Below are 15,884 nucleotides of genomic sequence, written 5' to 3'. Positions count from 1 at the left end.
GCTCCGGACGAACTGCCGACCTCCCGGCCACGACCTGGTAAGGGCGTGAGCGCCGGGCCACCGAGAGGAACCCTTCCCGTGCCTGCCACCCCCGACCCGCGACGGACGCTCGCCGTCCTGGCCGCGCTGCCGTTGCTGGCCCTCGCGGCCTGCGGCTACGGCTCGCAGGCCAAGGAGAACACCGAGCAGGCCGTCGCCGGGGCGCCCAAGGTGGACGGCCTGGACTCGGTGCGGATCGGCTACTTCGGGAACCTCACCCACGCCACCGCGCTGGTCGGCAGGAACCAGGAGCTGTTCCAGAAGGAGCTGGGCGGGACCACGGCGGAGTACGCGACGTTCAACGCCGGTCCGTCGGAGATCGAGGCGCTGAACTCCGGGTCCCTCGACATCGGCTGGATCGGGCCCTCCCCCGCGATCAACGGCTACCTCAAGGCGAACGGCAAGAACCTGCGGATCATCTCCGGTTCGGCCTCGGGCGGCGTGAAGCTGGTCGTGAACCCGGAGAAGATCAAGTCCCTGAAGGACGTCAAGGGCAAGAGGATCGCCACCCCGCAGCTCGGCAACACCCAGGACGTGGCGTTCCTCAACTGGGTCTCCGAGCAGGGCTGGAAGGTCGATGCCGAGAGCGGTCAGGGTGACGTGTCGGTGGTCCGCACGGACAACAAGATCACGCCGGACGCCTACAAGTCAGGTTCGGTCGACGGCGCGTGGGTGCCCGAGCCGACCGCCTCCAAGCTGGTCGCCGAGGGCGGCAAGGTGCTGCTGGACGAGGCCGACCTGTGGCCCGGCAAGAAGTTCGTGATCACGAACGTGATCGTGTCGCAGAGCTTCCTCAAGGACCACCCGCAGGCGGTGGAGGCCGTGCTGCGCGCCTCGGTGAAGGCGAACAAGTGGATCGCCGCCCATCCGGACGAGGCGAAGGCCGCGGCGAACGCGCAGCTCGAGGCCGACACCGGCAAGCCGCTGCCCGCCGACGTCATCGACCCGGCGTGGCAGTCCATCCAGGTCACCGACGACCCGCTGGCCGCCACGCTGGACACCGAGGCCGAGCACGCGGTGAAGGCGGGGCTGCTGCGCAAGCCGGACCTGACCGGCATCTACGACCTCGCGCCGCTGAACAAGGTCCTCAAGGCCGAGGGCGGCACCGAGGTCGACGACGCCGGACTCGGCGCCGAGTAAGCATCCCGTTCCGAGACATCCCAGGAGGTGACGACCATGGCAACAGCCCTCGCCAAGGCCGCTGCCACGGACGCGTCCGTGGAGCACGCCGCGCGGATCGAGCACGTCTCGAAGTCCTTCGCCGGCCCCGCCGGGCAGCAGCTCGTCCTCGACGACATCACGCTCGATGTCGCACCGGGCGAGTTCGTCACCCTCCTCGGGGCCTCCGGCTGCGGCAAGTCGACGCTGCTGAACCTGGTGGCCGGGCTGGACGAGCCCACCGCGGGCGGCATCACGACCGACGGGCGACCGGCGCTGATGTTCCAGGAGCACGCCCTCTTCCCGTGGCTGACCGCGGGCAAGAACATCGAGCTCGCCCTGAAGCTGCGCGGGGTCGCCAAGGCGGAGCGGCGCGAGCGCGCCGAGGAACTCCTCGAACTGGTCCGGCTGAAGGGCGCGTACGGCAAGCGGGTGCACGAGCTGTCCGGCGGTATGCGCCAGCGCGTCGCCATGGCCCGCGCGCTCGCCCAGGACAGCAGGCTGCTGCTGATGGACGAGCCGTTCGCCGCGCTGGACGCGATCACGCGTGACGTGCTGCACGACGAGCTGACCCGCATCTGGCGCGAGACGCGGGTTTCCGTCCTGTTCGTCACGCACAACGTGCGTGAGGCGGTCCGTCTGGCCGAGCGCGTCGTCCTGCTGTCGTCCCGTCCGGGCCGGGTCGCGCGGGAGTGGACCGTGGACATTCCGCAGCCGCGCCGCATCGAGGACGCCGAGGTCGCGGAGCTGTCCCGGGAGATCACCGAAGAACTGCGTGGGGAGATCCGCCGCCATGGCCAGCACTGAGACGACCGTCAGCAAGGACGGCAACGATCTCGCCGGGCTCGAAGCGGGCCTGGACGCCCTGGAGACGGTCCAGACGGGACGTACGCCGTTCCGCAAGACCCTGACCCGGAAGATCCTGCCGCCGGTCGTCGCCATCGCCTTGGTGCTGGGCGTCTGGCAGCTCCTGGTGTCGACCGGTGTCGCCGACGACCCGACCAAGCTGCCGGCGCCGGCCGACGTGTGGGGCGAGCTGCGCGAGTCATGGCTGGAGGGCACCCTCCACGAGTACATCTGGACGTCCGTCTCGCGCGGTCTGCTGGGCTTCCTGCTGGCGCTCGCCATCGGTACGCCGCTCGGCCTGGTGGTCGCGCGGGTGCGGTTCGTGCGCGCCGCGATCGGCCCGATCCTGTCGGGCCTGCAGTCCCTGCCGTCGGTGGCCTGGGTGCCGCCGGCCGTCATCTGGCTGGGGCTGAACGACCGGATGATGTTCGCGGTGATCCTGCTCGGCGCGGTCCCCTCGATCGCCAACGGCCTGGTCTCCGGCGTCGACCAGGTGCCGCCGCTGTTCCTGCGCGCGGGCCGCACGCTCGGTGCGACGGGCCTGAAGGGCACCTGGCACATCGTGATGCCGGCCGCGCTGCCCGGCTATCTGGCCGGTCTGAAGCAGGGCTGGGCCTTCTCCTGGCGGTCGCTGATGGCCGCGGAGATCATCGCCTCCTCCCCCGACCTGGGCGTGGGCCTTGGCCAGTTGCTGGAGAACGGCCGCAACACGAGCTCCATGTCCATGGTCTTCTTCGCCATCCTGCTCATCCTGATCGTCGGCATCGCCATCGACCTGCTGATCTTCAGCCCGCTGGAGCGGTGGGTGCTGCGCAGCCGCGGTCTGCTGGCAAGGAGCTGAGATTCCGATGTCCGTGAAACCGGTACTTCTCGTCATCGCCCACGGCAGCCGTGACCCACGGCATGCATCGACGGTGCACGCCCTCGTACGACGCGTGCGCTCGCTGCGCCCGGACGTACGGGTGGAGACCGGCTTCCTGGACTTCAACATCCCGTCGGTGCAGGGAGTGCTGGAGTCGCTGGCGGCGGAGGGCGTCCGGGACGTCGTGGCACTGCCGCTGCTGCTGACGCGCGCCTTCCACGCGAAGGCGGACATCCCGGCGGTCCTGCGGGACGCGCCGCGCCGCCTGCGGATCCGGCAGGCGGAGGTGCTGGGCCCGTCACCGCTCCTGCTCTCGGCCCTGGAACGGCGCCTGTACGAGGCGGGACTGACGCCCGCCGACAAGTCCTCGACCGGGGTCGTGCTGGCCTCGGCGGGGTCCACCGACCCGGAGGCGATCGCAGTGATCGCAGAAATCGCGCGGGAGTGGCGGCACACCGGTTGGTGCGCCGTGCGGCCTGCGTTCGCCTCCGCATCCCTTCCCCGCACCGAGGACGCGGTCCGTGAGCTGCGCGACCTCGGCTGCGAGCGGGTGGCCGTGGCGCCGTACGTCCTGGCACCGGGCTTCCTCCCGGACCGCATCGCGCGGGGCGCGGCCGAGGCGGACGTCCTGGCCGACGTGCTCGGCCCTGCGCCCGAGGTGGCGCGGGTGCTGCTGGAGCGGTATGACGCCGCGCGGGTGCCGGTGTTGGCGGCGGTCGGGGCCTGAGTCCTTCCTCAGCGGGCCTTCGGTGCCGCGTCGGAGAACCCGTAGCCCGTGAAGTAGGTGACCGGGGTGTATCCGAGCCGCTGGTAGAGGGCGTTGCTGGTGGGGTTGTCCGGGTTGGTGAACAGGACGACGTCCGTGGCGCCCGCGGCCAGCGCGGCCCTGCTGACCGCGACGGTCACGGCGCCGGCGTAACCGCGCCCGCGCAGGCGGGCCGGCGTGTAGACGGGATCCACCCGGATCATGCCGCCGACCATCGACGTCGAGCCCGCCATGGAGACGGGAGTGCCGTCCGGGGCCTCCCAGAAGGTGAAGTGCTTGTCGGCGAAGCGGGTGCCGGCCCAGGAGCCGGCGTCGATGGAGACCTGCTCGCCGACGTCGACGCAGAACTCGCGGCACCAGCGCACGAGTCGCTCATGGTCCGGCCCACTCGCGGGGCGTCCGCGGCCCTCGGCGGCCGGTTCCGGCGGGGTGAGCGTGCCTAGCCGGTAGAGCCGGGCCCGCCAGTCGCGTGCCGGCACCGCACCGGTCTGCCGTTGCCACGACGCGGCGAAAGCGGTCGCGGTCTCGTGGTCCGAGGTGACGCCGGAGAGGCGGTGGCCGAGGCCGGCCAGGTCGGCGGCGAGGGTGTCGGCCTGCTCCGGGTCGAGGGTGGTGAGGGTCAGGCGGCGGGATCGAAGGCGGTAAAAGACAGCGCGGACCTCGCCACCCGACTCCAGTCGCCCGAACAGGGCGGCCTCCGCGTCCGCCCCGCCGGTGCGCAGTTTCTCCGTCACCGTCAACGGCGTGGTGTGCAGGGCGGGGCGTGAGCACAGGAAGTCCCCGGCCAGGGCGAGGAATTCGTGGACGTCGTCAGTGAGGTGCCAGTCGTCCGGGCGCACGCCTCACACCCCGAGCACCCGGTCGATCCGCTGGACCAGGGCCAGGCTGCCGCTGCCCGCTGCCACGCCTATGCGGATGGCCTCCAGGGCGAAGCGGATGCGGCCGCGGTTGGCGGGGAGGCCGTCGTGGATGGCGTGGTGCAGCTCGTCCCGGACGACGACTCCCTTCGGGACGAGGGCCGGGGCCTCGATGCCCAGCAGTTCGACGAGCCGCTCCGCGAGGCGCAGCACCGCGGCCGGGTCGGCGCCGTTCTCGGACGGACCGTCGATGTCGCTGATGTCGTAGGTGCTCACTGTCCCGCCTCCCATGGGGTTCGCGCCGATCACCCTAGGGACAACCCACCTTCCTTGTCCCGGACTTGGGGCGAGCTCCAGTCGGATGATCAGCCCGTGTTGACAACGGCCTCGTCGGCCAGCCGCACCAGCTCCGCCACCGGCATCGATCCGGGTGCCCGGCGCTCGCGCGCGAAGGAGTCGGCGAGGTGTTGCAGGAGTTCGTTCAGCGGTGTCGGCACGCCGTGCAGGCGGCCCAGCAGGGCGATCTCGCCGTTGAGGTAGTCGGCCTCGATGGTGCCGGTGCCACGGGTGAGGGACTGCCAGGAGGAGCCGCCGCCGCGCGGGGCGCCGTCGAGGGGGACGAGGGTGACCTTGTCGCCCCGTACCGCCTGCTGCTCCTCTGCGCTCGCGTACGCGATCCCGGCGGCGTCGAGCACGGCCACGCCCTCGGCCCGCACGCGCCGGAAGAGTGCCGTCGCCTCCTCGCTGTCGACGGGGCCGGTCACCGCCTCCAGGGCGTTGCCGAGGTTGGACAGCAGCTTGGCGTACTGCCAGCGGGCCACGTCCGCGACGACCGGCGCCTCGAAGTGCGACTTCTCCAGGTCGGCGGCGATGAGGCGGGCGGTCTCGTCGGTGCCGTGCGGGTGGCGCCCGAGGTGCAGGATGCCGGTGAGGGGGCTGCCGGCGGCGGAGACGACGCCCGGTTCGACGTACGTCGACGGCAGCCAGACGCAGACGCCGTAGACCCTTCGGAACAGGCGCAGGGCGAGGCGCTGGCCCTCGACGCCGTTCTGCGCGCAGACCAGCGGCAGCCGCTCGGCGGCCGTACCGCCGCCCTGGACCGGGGCCGGGCCCCAGCTCTGCAGTGCGGCCACGCTGTCCTGCGTCTTCACGGCGAGGACGAGAACGTCGTCGGGGCGCAGCTCCCCGAGCCCGGCGGGCCCGTCGACGACCGGCAGCCGGAGGCTCAGCTCCCCCTCGGGCACCCTGAGCCGCAGCCCGTGATCCCGTAGGGCTTCGAAGTGGGCTCCCCGGGCGACCAGAACCCCGTCACGTCCCGCGTCGGCGAGCCGTCCGCCGATGACTCCGCCGACGGCTCCGGCACCGATGATGACGTAACGCAAGGTCACTCTCCTTCGACGCGGAACGGCGTCGCCTGGTGGAAGTACATCTGCCATGCGCCGTCCGTGCGCCGCCACAGCGAACTGCGGTGTGCGCGCCCGCCGTTGTTCTCCGTGTCGAAGGTGAGGTGGACGAGGTCGGGGGCGAGCTGGACGCCCTCCATCCGTGACACGACGACCGGCCGGGGACCGGGGTCCTCGCCCGCGAGCAGGGATTCGATGATCGACGTCCGGTCCCAGTCCCGTCCCGACGCTCCGAACTCCCGGAACCGGGGGTGCAGCAGCTCAGCGAGCAGTTCCGGGGAGGAACGCACCTCCGGTCGCAGAAGGCGCAGTTCGCCCTGCACGGCGGCTTCCACGGCGGCGGTGGACAGATCAGTCACCGGTCATCTCCACGAGTTTCACGACGGTGTTCCAGTTGCGGCTGGTGGCGATCAAACCCTTGTTCAGCCGGGGTCGCGAGAGAATTTCGGCGAGCTTGGAGCGGCCGAGGCCGTTCGGGACGTACAGGTACAGCGCGCGGTCGCCGAGCCGGAACTCCTCCGGGAGGTAGGCGGGCTGGTCGATCTCCGCGAAGCGCTCGGCTTCGAGCGGGGCGGAGCAGTAGGTGACGTGGAGCTGTTTGGCCTCCAACTCGGCCGCCGGGAAGGGGCAGTTGTCGACGACGGCCTTGAGGTAGGCGTGGTCGCGCACGATCACGTCCACGTCGAAGCCGAAGTGCTTCTCGATCGCCGAGGCGAGCTCGGCGGCGAGGGAGTCCTCGTCGCCGTGGTCGGAGGCGAAGACGGCCTGCCCGCTCTGGAGGTAGGTGCGTACGCCGTCCAGGCCGAGGCCCGTCATGAGGGTGCGCAGGTCGGCCATCGGGACTTTTCTGCTGCCGCCCACGTTGATTCCGCGTAGCAGCGCCGCATACGTCGTCGTCATCCGGCCACCTTAAGACGACCCGACGCTTCCGGCCGTCGTGCCCAGTGGGGGCGGGCACGACGGCCGGAAGCCGTAAGTTACTTACCGGTCAGCACGAAACACAAGCTCTTCCCTCCGATCAGCCTCCCCGGCGGCCCCTGATCTTCGTCCCCGACCCGGCCGGATAGATGTAAGGGACCCTCATCCTCCCCAGTGGGGAGAGCCCGGGGGCCGAGGGGATGAGTTCCGGCCCCCGCACTTCACCGAAGAGCACGACGAGATGGCTTTATCCGGCCCATACCTTCGAAACGTGAGGAGGCGGCAGGGGGCCGCCACCGCAATCCAAGGGGGCAAGCCCGTCATGGTGAACGGAGATACGCGGGTACGAGGTCTCGCCGCCCGCGCCGGCGGCTGGAGCGCCCGGCACCGATGGGCTGCCGTCGGCATCTGGGTGCTGTTCGTCGTCCTGGCTATGGGGCTCGGTTCGGCGGCCGGCCGGGTCGACGTCAAGGACAGCGACCAGCTGAAGGGCGAGACCCACACCGCCGCCAAGATCATCGAGGACGCCGGGATCGAGGAGCCGGCCGGCGAGACCGTCCTGATCCAGTCCAAGGACGCCTCGGTCAAGGCCACCGACAGCGAGTTCCGCAGCGCCGTCGCCGCGGTCGTCAAGGCGGTCGAGGGCACCGGCAAGGTCGCGGACGTGACATCGCCGTACGACACGCAGACGATCTCGAAGGACGGGCGCAGCGCGCTGGTCCAGTTCGACATACGCGGGGAGTCGGACACCGCGGGTGAGCGCGTGGAGCCGGTGCTGAAGGCCGTCGAGGAGGTCCAGAAGGACCACGGGTCGCTGCGGATCGAGGAGATCGGCGGCGCGAGCATGATGAAGACGTTCGACGACGCGTTCGGGGACGACTTCCAGAAGGCCGAGTACTCCGCGGTGCCGGTGGCCCTCGGCATTCTGCTCATCGCCTTCGGCGCGCTGGTGGCGGCCCTGCTGCCGGTGCTCCTCGCGGTCACCGCGATCATGGCGACGATGGGCCTGATGGGCATCGTCAGCCACGTCATGCCGATGAGTGACACCGCCAACTCCGTGATGCTACTGGTCGGTCTGGCCGTCGGCGTCGACTACTGCCTGTTCTACCTGCGCCGTGAGCGCGAGGAGCGCCAGGCCGGGCGGGACCCGCAGACCGCGCTGCGCGTCGCGGCCGCCACCAGTGGCCGCGCGATCATCGTCTCCGGTGTCACGGTGTGCGTGGCGATGGCGGGCATGCTGTTCACCGGCCTCGCCGAGTTCGAGGCGATGGGCCTGGCTTCGCTGATGGTCGTGGCGGTCGCGATGGTCGGCTCGGTCACCGTGCTGCCGGCGCTGCTGTCGCTGCTGGGCGAGCGGGTCGAGAAGGGGAAGATCCCCTTCCTGCACCCGGACAGCAAGCTGCGCCGCAACCGGGGACAGGGCAACCGCGAGAGCCGGTTCTGGACCGCCGTGCTCAAGGGCGTGCTCGCCCGGCCGGTCATCTCGGTCGTCGTCGCGGCCGGTGCGCTGCTCGCCATCGCGGCTCCCGCGCTCGGCATGAAGACCCAGCAGCTCACCCTGGACAAGGAGTTCGGCGACTCGCTGCCGATCGTGCAGACGTACAACCGGCTCAACGAGGCCTTCCCGGGCGGCTCCGAGCCGGCCGAGGTGGTCGTCAAGGCGAACGACATCAACGCTCCCGAGGTGAAGTCCGCGCTCGCCGACTTCCGTGACCGGGCGATCACTTCGGGCGCCTCGCGCGGCCCGGTCGAGATCAAGCTGCACGACGAGCAGAACATCGCCTTCGTGTACGTCCCGCTGGTCGGCGGCTCCGACCTCGACAAGGCGGGCGCGAGCCTGGACAAGCTGCGTGACGACGTGCGCCCGGCCACGCTGGGCAAGGTGGACGGTGTCGAGGCGCCGATCACCGGGCAGGTCGCCGGTTCGAAGGACTTCAACGACCAGTTGGCGGGATCCGTCATCCCGGTCTTCGCCTTCGTCGTGGTCTTCGCCTTCGGACTGATGCTGCTGTCGTTCCGCTCGCTGACGATCGCCGCCACGTCGATCGTGCTGAACCTGCTGTCGGTGGGTGCGGCGTACGGCATCCTCGTCGCCGTCTTCCAGCACGGCTGGGGAGCGTCCCTGGTGGGCGCGGAGGGCGTCGGCGCCATCATCACCTGGCTGCCGCTGTTCCTCTTCGTGATCCTGTTCGGCCTGTCGATGGACTACCACGTCTTCGTGGTCTCGCGGATCCGCGAGGCGCGGCTGCGCGGCCGTACGACGAAGGACGCGATCCAGCACGGCGTGGTCACCACGGCCGGTGTCGTCACCAGCGCCGCGGTCATCATGGTCGCCGTGTTCGCGATCTTCGGCACGCTGTCCATGCAGTCCATGAAGCAGATGGGCGTCGGCCTCGCGGCCGCGGTCCTCATCGACGCGACGATCATCCGGGGTGTGCTGCTCCCCGCGGTGATGGCCCTGCTGGGCGAGCGCAACTGGTACCTGCCGAAGTGGCTGCACCGCCTGCCCGACCTGACCCACGACGAGGCGCCGGAGGCGGTGACCCGGGGGGCCGCGCGGGACGACGAGGGTGAGCGGGTGCCGGTCTGACCCCGCCCGCCCCGCAGAGGGCCCGTCGGTTCCGGGGGAACCGACGGGCCCTCGCTCATGCCCTGGCCGCGCGCAGTTCCGCCTCGACGAGGTCGGCCGCACGCGGCGTACCGCCCTCTTCGGCCATCTCCGCCTGGATGCCCTTCAGCCGCCGCGCGACCTCGGGGTCGTCGACGAGCGCGAGCGCGGCCTCGCGCAGCGTCTCGGCGGTGGCCTCCTCGGTCGGTACGTGCCGGGCGACGCCGAGCGCCTGGAGCATGTCCGCGTTGCCGAACTGGTCCACGGCCTGCGGTACGGCGATCATCGGCGTGGCCGTGGCCAGCCCCTCCTGGCTGCCGCCGGCGCCGGCGTGGGTGACGAACAGGTCGGCCTGCTTGAGGATCGCCAACTGCGGGACCCATGACCGGATTTCGACGTTCGCGGGTACGTCGCCGAGGTCGGCCGCGTCGACGTGCCGGCCGACCTGGAGGACCACGTGCCAGCCCGGCAGATCACCGAAGGCACGCACGCACTCCCGGTAGAAGGCGGGCTGCTTGGTGAAGGAGGACCCGAGCGAGACGAGGACGACCTTCTCGGCCCTCTCCGGGCGCCGCCAGTCGCCCTCGGCGGTGCGGTCGCCCTGGCAGGCGCCGACGAAGGTGTGGACCGACTCGTCGACACGGTCGGCGTTCGGCTGGAGGGCGCGCGGAATGAGGACGAGCGAGCGGTCGGGGCGGCCGGCGAACGGGTCGGGGTGCCGGGTGATGCCGTTCTCCTCCAGCCAAGCGTTAAAGCGCCGGTAGTACGCCTGCCCGCGCTCGGTCCGCTTCGGCTCCGCCCACATCGGCTCGGCGACCTCCTCCTCATAGCCCTCCCAGGCCACGAGGTTGGGCGACAGCGAGATCGCGGGCACGCCCCAGCGGTGGGCGAGGACGCGGGCCGGGTAGGAGGTGATGTCGTGCAGGACGAGGTCCGGCTCGTCCCCGTCGTACGCCTCGATCAGTTGCGGAAGGGCCTGGATCGCGTCGGCCAGGAACGGTTCGACGTTGTCCAGCAGGGTGCTCCCCCAGGCCTCCGGGTCGGCGTCGGGGCCGGGCAGCGTGGAGTGCCAGAGCTTGGGCTCGGCACCGGTTTCGGCGACCTTCTCGGCGAAGGCCGGCGGAATCGCGTAGGTGACCCGGTGCCCGCGCGCCACCAGCTCGCGGATCACTTCGAGGCTGGGGTTCACGTGACCGTGGGCGGCGATGGAGAACATGGCGATGTGAGCGGGACTGGTCATGATGGTGAGGCTAGTCGAGACGAGACGTCTCGTGCAACGTGCTTTTCCGCGGGGCCTCAGCGCTGGTAGCGCGCCAGCACCAGGTTCCCGTCCTCCTCCAGCCGTTCGCGCAGCTCCTCGAGGTCGATGGCGCCGCTGTAGTACTCCTGGAAGGCGGGCGTGGCGACCTTGTCCTTCCACTCCGGATAGCCCCGTACCGACTGCGCGGGCGCCGAGCGGAGATGTGTGGCGAGGGCGGTGCCGATGTCCCAGTCGTCCTTGGTCGTGTGCAGGGCGGGGTCCTTCAGCGCCGAGGTCCCGGTGGGCAGCATCCAGTCGCCGAGCGCCAGGCGCACCATGTTGTCGGGGCGGAGCAGGAAGTCGATGAACTCGGCGGCCTCCCGCTGGTGCGGGCTGTCCTCGGCGATGGACAGGGTCTGGGGGCTGACGCCCTGGGTGAGGCCGTCGGCGCCGGCCGGGGCGGGCAGCACCTGCCAGTCGAAGCCCTTCGGCGCCTGCTGCACGATCTGCTGGCGGTAGGAGAAGCCGAGCGGGACCATCGCGTACTTGCCGCCGAAGAATCCGGGCAGGGTGTCCGAGCCGCCGCTGCCGAGGGTCGTGGGCGAGGCGCTGTGGTCGGCGTTGACCTGATCGCGAACGGTACGCGGCATGACCTCGTCGGCCGGCTCGAAGCGTACGGTCACCTTGTCGTCGGCGCCGCGGTGGAAGAGCTGTCCGCCGGACGACAGCGACAGGTTGAGCGTGGCGGAGACGGGCTCCTTGAGCGGCCAGGCGACGCCGTACTTGCCGTCCCCGCCGAGCTTGTCGGTGATCGCCTCGAACTCCGCCCAGCTCCATGGATGTTCGGGCGTCGGGATACGTACGTCCGCCTCTTTCAGCCAGGTCGCGTTGGCGATCAGCACCCGCGGCTCCTGCAGGAACGGCACCCCGTAGATCCCGTCCCCGAAGGTCGCCGTCTCCCAGCTGCGCCGCGGGATGTCGGACTTGAGCCGCTCGGGCAGCAGGTCGGTCAGATCGGCGAGATAGCCGCCGTACGCGAAGTCCGCGAGGTCGTCGGAGGCGTCGTGGATGATGTCGGGGGCCTCACCGCCCTCGAAGGAGGTGAGCAGCTGGTCGTGGACGCCGTCCCAGCTTCCCTGGACGTACTCGACCTTGACGTCCGGATGGGTGGCGTTCCACTCCTTCACCAGTTCCTGGTTGACCTGGACGGACTCCTCCTGCCAGGCCAGGGACTGGAAGCGCAGGGTGATCCGGCCGTCCGCGCGGTCACCGCCGTCGCCGCCGCACCCGGCGAGCAGCAGGGCGAGGACCGAACAGCTCACCAGCGTTCTTCCACGCATCAGTTCTTCACCGCCCCGGTGAGCATGCCGCCCGTGATCCGTCGCTGGATGACCGCGAACACCACCAGCGAGGGCAGCGTCGCGAGGAACGCGGCGGCGGCCAGCGGGCCGAGGTCCGCGACCCCCTCCGCGCCGATGAAGTGGGTGAGGACGACCGGCAGGGTCTGCTTCTCGGGTGTCTTCAGCAGAACGAGCGCGAAGAAGAACTCGTTCCACGCCGTGACGAACGCGAACATCGCCGTCGCCACGATCCCGGGCGCCAGCAGCGGCGCGGTCACCGACACCAGCGTCCTCAGGCGCCCGGCCCCGTCGACCGCCGCCGCCTCCTCCAGTTCCGGCGGCACGGCACGGACGTATCCGACGAGCATCCACAGCGCGAACGGCAGCGCCCACACCACGTACACCAGGATCAGCCCCGGCATCGAGTTGATCAGCCGCAGGTTCTTCAGAACCAGGAACAGCGGAATGATCACCAGCACCAGCGGGAACGCCTGGCTGACGACCACCCAGCCGGTCGCCGCCCGCGCGAGCGGGCCGCGGTGCCGGCGGGCCATGACGTACGCCATCGGGGTCGCGAGGAGTACGGCGATCAGGGCGGCGCCGAGCGCGGCGATCAGGGAGTTGAGCGCGGCGTGCAGCAGGGGCTGCTCGTCGAAGGCCTGCCGGAAGTTGGCGAGGGTGGGGTCCTTCGGGATCCAGGTGGGGTGCAGACTGCCCAGCTCGCGCGGGGGCTTGAAGGCGGTGGAGATCAGCCAGAGGAAGGGCAGGGCGAGGAAGAGGAGGTAGGCGAGCAGAGCGGCGTACTGTCCGGCGCGACCGGCGCGGCTGGTCCTCATACCCAGAGTGCTCCTCATACCCGGACCGCGCCTCATACCCGCACTGCTCCTCATGCGTCGTCGCCTCCCCTGAGCCGGCCGACCAGGAAGACGGCGAGGAGTATCGAGATCAGGGCGACCATCACGCAGCCCATCGCCGCCGCGTAGCCGAACTGGCCGTAGCGGAAGGCCTCTTCGTAGGCGAACAGCATCGGCAGGCGGGTGCGGCCGCCGGGGCCGCCGCTGGTGAGCACGTAGACCAGGGCGAAGGAGTTGAAGTTCCAGATGAGGTTGAGCGCCGTGATGGAGAGGGCGACGGGTCGCAGGGCGGGCCAGGTGACCGTGCGGAAGCGGCGCCAGGCGCCGGCGCCGTCCACGGCCGCGGCCTCGTGCAGTTCGCGCGGGGTGTTCTGCAGGCCGGCGAGCAGGGCGACCGTCGTGGTCGGCATGCCCGCCCAGATACCGACGACGATGACGGCGGGCAGGGCCGTGCCGAGCCCGCTGAGCCAGTCGCGGCCGTCGCCGAGGCCGAGGTCGCGCAGGGTCTCGTTGAGGATGCCGGCGTCGGGGCTGTAGACCAGCCGCCACATGACACCGACGACGACCTCGGGCATCGCCCACGGGACGATCGCGAGGGCGCGGGCCAGCCAGCGCAGGCGCAGGTCCTGGTTGAGCAGGAGGGCGAGGCCGAGCGCCAGCAGGAACTGCGGCACGGTGACCCCGACCGCCCACACCAGACCGATCCGGAACGACTCCCAGAACAGCGTGTCGTGCAGCAGGTCCCGGAAGTTGAGGGCGCCGATCCACCGGGTGGCCTGGGTCCGCCCGGACTGGGCGTCGGTGAACGCCAGCAGGATGCCGTACAGCAGCGGTCCGACGCTGAGGATCAGGATGGGGATCAGCGCGGGCAGTACGAGGAACCAGGCGCCGCGATCCATCACGCGCCGCCGCCCCTTGCCGCCCGGCGCACGTCTCACCGGCCTGTCCGCCTCGGTCACCAATGCCACGGAGTCAGCCCCTTCGCGCGGCTCGGGTGGGCCCCGTCATGGTCGTGAAGGCGCCGTACCCCGTCAAGGCCGCGCGCACGCGGTCCGACCTGTGGAAATGCGAGACTGAGCGGCGATGGCGGGATTCCGACGCCGTCCACGCGGGCGTACAACCACACGGAGGCGGACCATGGACGAGGCACGGGCGCGGGACGTACTGGCCGCGGCGGCCGTACTGCCCGGACCGGCACGGGACGCGCGGCTGCTCGCCCTGGGCGAGAACGCGGTGTTCGCCGCCGGTGACCTGGTCGTCAAGGTGGGCCGGGACGCGGAACTCCTCGACCGGGCGCGGCGCGAACTCGACATCGCCGTGTGGCTGGCGGAGGCGGGCGTGCCCGCGGTGCGGGCCGCCGAGCCGAAGGCGCTGCTGGTGGAGGGGCACCCGGTGACCGTGTGGCACCGGCTGCCTGATCCGCTCCGGCCCGCCGAGCCACGGGATTTGGCCGAACTGCTACGGGTCGTGCACGCCCTGCCCGCGCCGTCCTTCGAGCTGCCGCCCCGTGAGTTGCTGGGCGGCGTGGAGCGGTGGCTGCGGCTGGCGGGGGACGCGATCGATCCGGCGGACGCGGCGTATCTGCGGGAGCGGCGCGACGGGTTCGCTGCGGCCGCGGCGGGACTGACACCTCGGCTGGCCCCGGGGCCGATCCACGGGGACGCGCTGCCCCGCAACGTGCACGTGGGGCCGCAGGGCCCGGTGCTGGTCGACCTGGAGACCTTCTCCCTCGACCTGCGCGAGCACGACCTGGTGGTGATGGCGCTCTCCCGGGATCGGTACGGACTGCCCGCGGCGGCCTACGACTCGTTCGTCGGGACGTACGGCTGGGATGTGCGGGAGTGGGAGGGCTGCTCGGTGCTGCGGGGGGCCCGGGAGACGGCCAGTTGCGCCTGGATCGCCCAGCACGCGCCGAGCAATCCGAAGGCGCTGGCGGAGTTCGAGCGGCGGGTGGCGTCGTTGCGGGGTGGGGACGAGACGGTGCGGTGGTATCCGTTCTGAGCTCACCGCCGGCGCCGTGTCACCCCGTCGGCGCTTCCCTGTTCTGGATGTCGCGTGCGGCCCGGCGCAGTTCGGTCAGTACGGTGCGGACCGCCGACCTGGCCGTGCGCTCCGGACGGTAGAGGGCGTCGATGTGGCGGTGGGCCCGCACTCCGCTGAGCGGCCGCAGGACCAGGGCCGGATGCCGGCGCATCGTCCAGCGCGGCATCAGCGCGATGCCCCCGCCGGCCGCCACGACCTCGGCGACCACCGTGAACTCGTTGATGCGGTGGGCCAGATGGAGGCGGCGGCCCGCTGCCGCGGCGACGGCCTCGATGACCGCCAGGACCGGGAAGCCGTCGTGCACGGTGATCCACGGCTCGTCGGCCACGTCGCGCGGGGTGACGCGGCGCTTCGCGGTCAGGGGGTGGTCGGCGGGCATCGCCACGTCCAGGGGCTCGCGCAACAGGGTCGTGGCGGCCACCGTGTCCGGCCACGGCGGGGCGTGCTCCAGGCGGTGGGCGAGGACGATGTCGTACTCCCGGGTGAGACGCGGGAAGTCCTCCTGCGGCACGTCCTCGTCGGCGAGCCTCGGCACGGGTCTGCCCGGTCCGGCGAGGGACCGCAGCAGCAACGGGAAGAGCGCGGTGCCCGCGCTGTGGAACGCCGCCACCGAGACCTCCCCGCCCGGCTGCCCGACGAACTCCTCGACGGTGTGCCGTGCCCGCGCCAGGGCCGTCTCCACCTCGACGGCCGCGCCCGCCAGCGCCTGCCCGGCGTCGGTGAGCACCAGCCGGCGGCCCTGGCGCTCGGTGAGCGGCACCGGGATCGCGCGCTGGAGCAGTCGTAGCTGCTGGGAGATCGCCGACGGTGTCACCAGCAGCGCGTCGGCCACCGCCGTGACACTGCCCAGTTCGCCGAGCTCGCGCAGGATCCGCAGCTGTCGTTCGTCCATGGCGTCAGTGTAGGGACAATGTAGCTCCGCTAAATGATCGTTGTAGAAGGAGGTACTG

The 15,884-nt window shown here is 71.2% G+C and carries 15 protein-coding genes and 1 pseudogene; 6 read left to right on the top strand and 10 right to left on the bottom strand.

Translation table 11 applies throughout. The annotated features are described in order from the left end of the window. The first annotated feature begins 78 nt into the window (after nt 1–78). The 4 genes from ACIRD7_RS01710 to ACIRD7_RS01695 are packed head-to-tail and all read left to right on the top strand — an operon-like array spanning nt 79 to nt 3,632. Nucleotides 79–1,179: an aliphatic sulfonate ABC transporter substrate-binding protein gene (locus tag ACIRD7_RS01710; protein ID WP_403448300.1), complete on the top strand. Its 1,101-nt coding sequence runs from the start codon at nt 79–81 to the stop codon at nt 1,177–1,179. A 36-nt stretch (nt 1,180–1,215) separates the two neighbouring features. Then, on the top strand, nt 1,216–2,004 hold the full coding sequence (locus ACIRD7_RS01705; protein WP_403448297.1) for an ABC transporter ATP-binding protein: 789 nt from the start codon (nt 1,216–1,218) through the stop codon (nt 2,002–2,004). After that, nucleotides 1,991–2,884, top strand: a complete 894-nt coding sequence (locus ACIRD7_RS01700) for an ABC transporter permease (protein WP_403448294.1) — start codon at nt 1,991–1,993, stop codon at nt 2,882–2,884. Before ACIRD7_RS01705 ends, ACIRD7_RS01700 begins: the two co-directional genes overlap by 14 nt. Nucleotides 2,885–2,891: 7 nt before the next feature. After that, complete coding sequence (locus ACIRD7_RS01695) at nt 2,892–3,632, top strand: sirohydrochlorin chelatase (RefSeq protein ID WP_403448291.1); 741 nt, start codon at nt 2,892–2,894, stop codon at nt 3,630–3,632. An 8-nt stretch (nt 3,633–3,640) separates the two neighbouring features. Here the strand turns inward: ACIRD7_RS01695 and ACIRD7_RS01690 are convergent, their stop codons facing one another. The 5 genes from ACIRD7_RS01690 to ACIRD7_RS01670 form a co-directional block, all read right to left on the bottom strand. Further along, entirely contained in the window at nt 3,641–4,510 is an 870-nt protein-coding gene (locus ACIRD7_RS01690) for a GNAT family N-acetyltransferase (protein ID WP_403448288.1), read from the bottom strand. A gap of 3 nt (nt 4,511–4,513) precedes the next feature. After that, the gene (locus ACIRD7_RS01685) at nt 4,514–4,804 is read right to left on the bottom strand and encodes a hypothetical protein (RefSeq protein WP_403448286.1); all 291 of its coding nucleotides are present in this window, start codon (nt 4,802–4,804) and stop codon (nt 4,514–4,516) included. A gap of 89 nt (nt 4,805–4,893) precedes the next feature. Next, a complete protein-coding gene (locus ACIRD7_RS01680) occupies nt 4,894–5,910 on the bottom strand; it encodes a ketopantoate reductase family protein (protein WP_403448283.1) in 1,017 nt (338 codons plus the stop codon). A gap of 2 nt (nt 5,911–5,912) precedes the next feature. Next, entirely contained in the window at nt 5,913–6,290 is a 378-nt protein-coding gene (locus tag ACIRD7_RS01675; RefSeq protein ID WP_403448280.1) for a DUF4440 domain-containing protein, read from the bottom strand. After that, a complete protein-coding gene (locus ACIRD7_RS01670) occupies nt 6,283–6,831 on the bottom strand; it encodes a DUF1697 domain-containing protein (RefSeq protein ID WP_403448277.1) in 549 nt (182 codons plus the stop codon). Before ACIRD7_RS01670 ends, ACIRD7_RS01675 begins: the two co-directional genes overlap by 8 nt. A gap of 340 nt (nt 6,832–7,171) precedes the next feature. Between ACIRD7_RS01670 and ACIRD7_RS01665 the strand changes: the two genes are divergently transcribed. After that, the gene (locus ACIRD7_RS01665) at nt 7,172–9,439 is read left to right on the top strand and encodes an MMPL family transporter (protein WP_403448274.1); all 2,268 of its coding nucleotides are present in this window, start codon (nt 7,172–7,174) and stop codon (nt 9,437–9,439) included. Between the two features lie 55 nt (nt 9,440–9,494). Here the strand turns inward: ACIRD7_RS01665 and ACIRD7_RS01660 are convergent. From ACIRD7_RS01660 to ACIRD7_RS01645, 4 genes and pseudogenes are all read right to left on the bottom strand, one after another. After that, nucleotides 9,495–10,734: pseudogene (locus ACIRD7_RS01660) on the bottom strand (glycosyltransferase). A gap of 19 nt (nt 10,735–10,753) precedes the next feature. Continuing rightward, on the bottom strand, nt 10,754–12,037 hold the full coding sequence (locus ACIRD7_RS01655) for an ABC transporter substrate-binding protein (RefSeq protein WP_403448271.1): 1,284 nt from the start codon (nt 12,035–12,037) through the stop codon (nt 10,754–10,756). Then, nucleotides 12,037–12,873 carry a carbohydrate ABC transporter permease gene (locus ACIRD7_RS01650; RefSeq protein WP_403448269.1) on the bottom strand — a complete coding sequence of 279 codons (837 nt, stop codon included), beginning with the start codon at nt 12,871–12,873 and terminating at the stop codon, nt 12,037–12,039. Before ACIRD7_RS01650 ends, ACIRD7_RS01655 begins: the two co-directional genes overlap by 1 nt. Nucleotides 12,874–12,923: 50 nt before the next feature. Continuing rightward, nucleotides 12,924–13,859 carry a carbohydrate ABC transporter permease gene (locus tag ACIRD7_RS01645; protein WP_403448266.1) on the bottom strand — a complete coding sequence of 312 codons (936 nt, stop codon included), beginning with the start codon at nt 13,857–13,859 and terminating at the stop codon, nt 12,924–12,926. A gap of 169 nt (nt 13,860–14,028) precedes the next feature. On the opposite strand from ACIRD7_RS01645, the gene ACIRD7_RS01640 reads away from it, so the two are divergent. Next, a complete protein-coding gene (locus ACIRD7_RS01640) occupies nt 14,029–14,892 on the top strand; it encodes a phosphotransferase enzyme family protein (protein WP_403448263.1) in 864 nt (287 codons plus the stop codon). A 19-nt stretch (nt 14,893–14,911) separates the two neighbouring features. Here ACIRD7_RS01640 and ACIRD7_RS01635 read toward each other — a convergent pair whose 3' ends face one another. Continuing rightward, nucleotides 14,912–15,826, bottom strand: coding sequence for a LysR family transcriptional regulator (locus ACIRD7_RS01635; RefSeq protein ID WP_403448261.1), 915 nt, complete (start codon nt 15,824–15,826; stop codon nt 14,912–14,914). Nucleotides 15,827–15,884: the final 58 nt, after the last annotated feature.

It is taken from the genome of Streptomyces sp. NPDC093568 (assembly GCF_044764945.1).
Lineage (GTDB): Bacteria > Actinomycetota > Actinomycetes > Streptomycetales > Streptomycetaceae > Streptomyces.
Note: the sequence above shows the minus strand (reverse complement) of the source record. Positions and strands in the feature narration are given on the sequence as shown.

Bases quoted from the DNA above. Each gene is read 5' to 3' on its own strand.
- ACIRD7_RS01705 (WP_403448297.1), top strand. From the start codon at position 1,216: ATGGCAACAGCCCTCGCCAAGGCCGCTGCCACGGACGCGTCCGTGGAG.
- ACIRD7_RS01700 (WP_403448294.1), top strand. From the start codon at position 1,991: ATGGCCAGCACTGAGACGACCGTCAGCAAGGACGGCAACGATCTCGCC.
- ACIRD7_RS01695 (WP_403448291.1), top strand. From the start codon at position 2,892: ATGTCCGTGAAACCGGTACTTCTCGTCATCGCCCACGGCAGCCGTGAC.
- ACIRD7_RS01670 (WP_403448277.1), bottom strand. From the start codon at position 6,831: ATGACGACGACGTATGCGGCGCTGCTACGCGGAATCAACGTGGGCGGC.
- ACIRD7_RS01665 (WP_403448274.1), top strand. From the start codon at position 7,172: ATGGTGAACGGAGATACGCGGGTACGAGGTCTCGCCGCCCGCGCCGGC.
- ACIRD7_RS01655 (WP_403448271.1), bottom strand. From the start codon at position 12,037: ATGCGTGGAAGAACGCTGGTGAGCTGTTCGGTCCTCGCCCTGCTGCTC.
- ACIRD7_RS01650 (WP_403448269.1), bottom strand. From the start codon at position 12,873: ATGAGGACCAGCCGCGCCGGTCGCGCCGGACAGTACGCCGCTCTGCTC.
- ACIRD7_RS01640 (WP_403448263.1), top strand. From the start codon at position 14,029: ATGGACGAGGCACGGGCGCGGGACGTACTGGCCGCGGCGGCCGTACTG.
- ACIRD7_RS01635 (WP_403448261.1), bottom strand. From the start codon at position 15,826: ATGGACGAACGACAGCTGCGGATCCTGCGCGAGCTCGGCGAACTGGGC.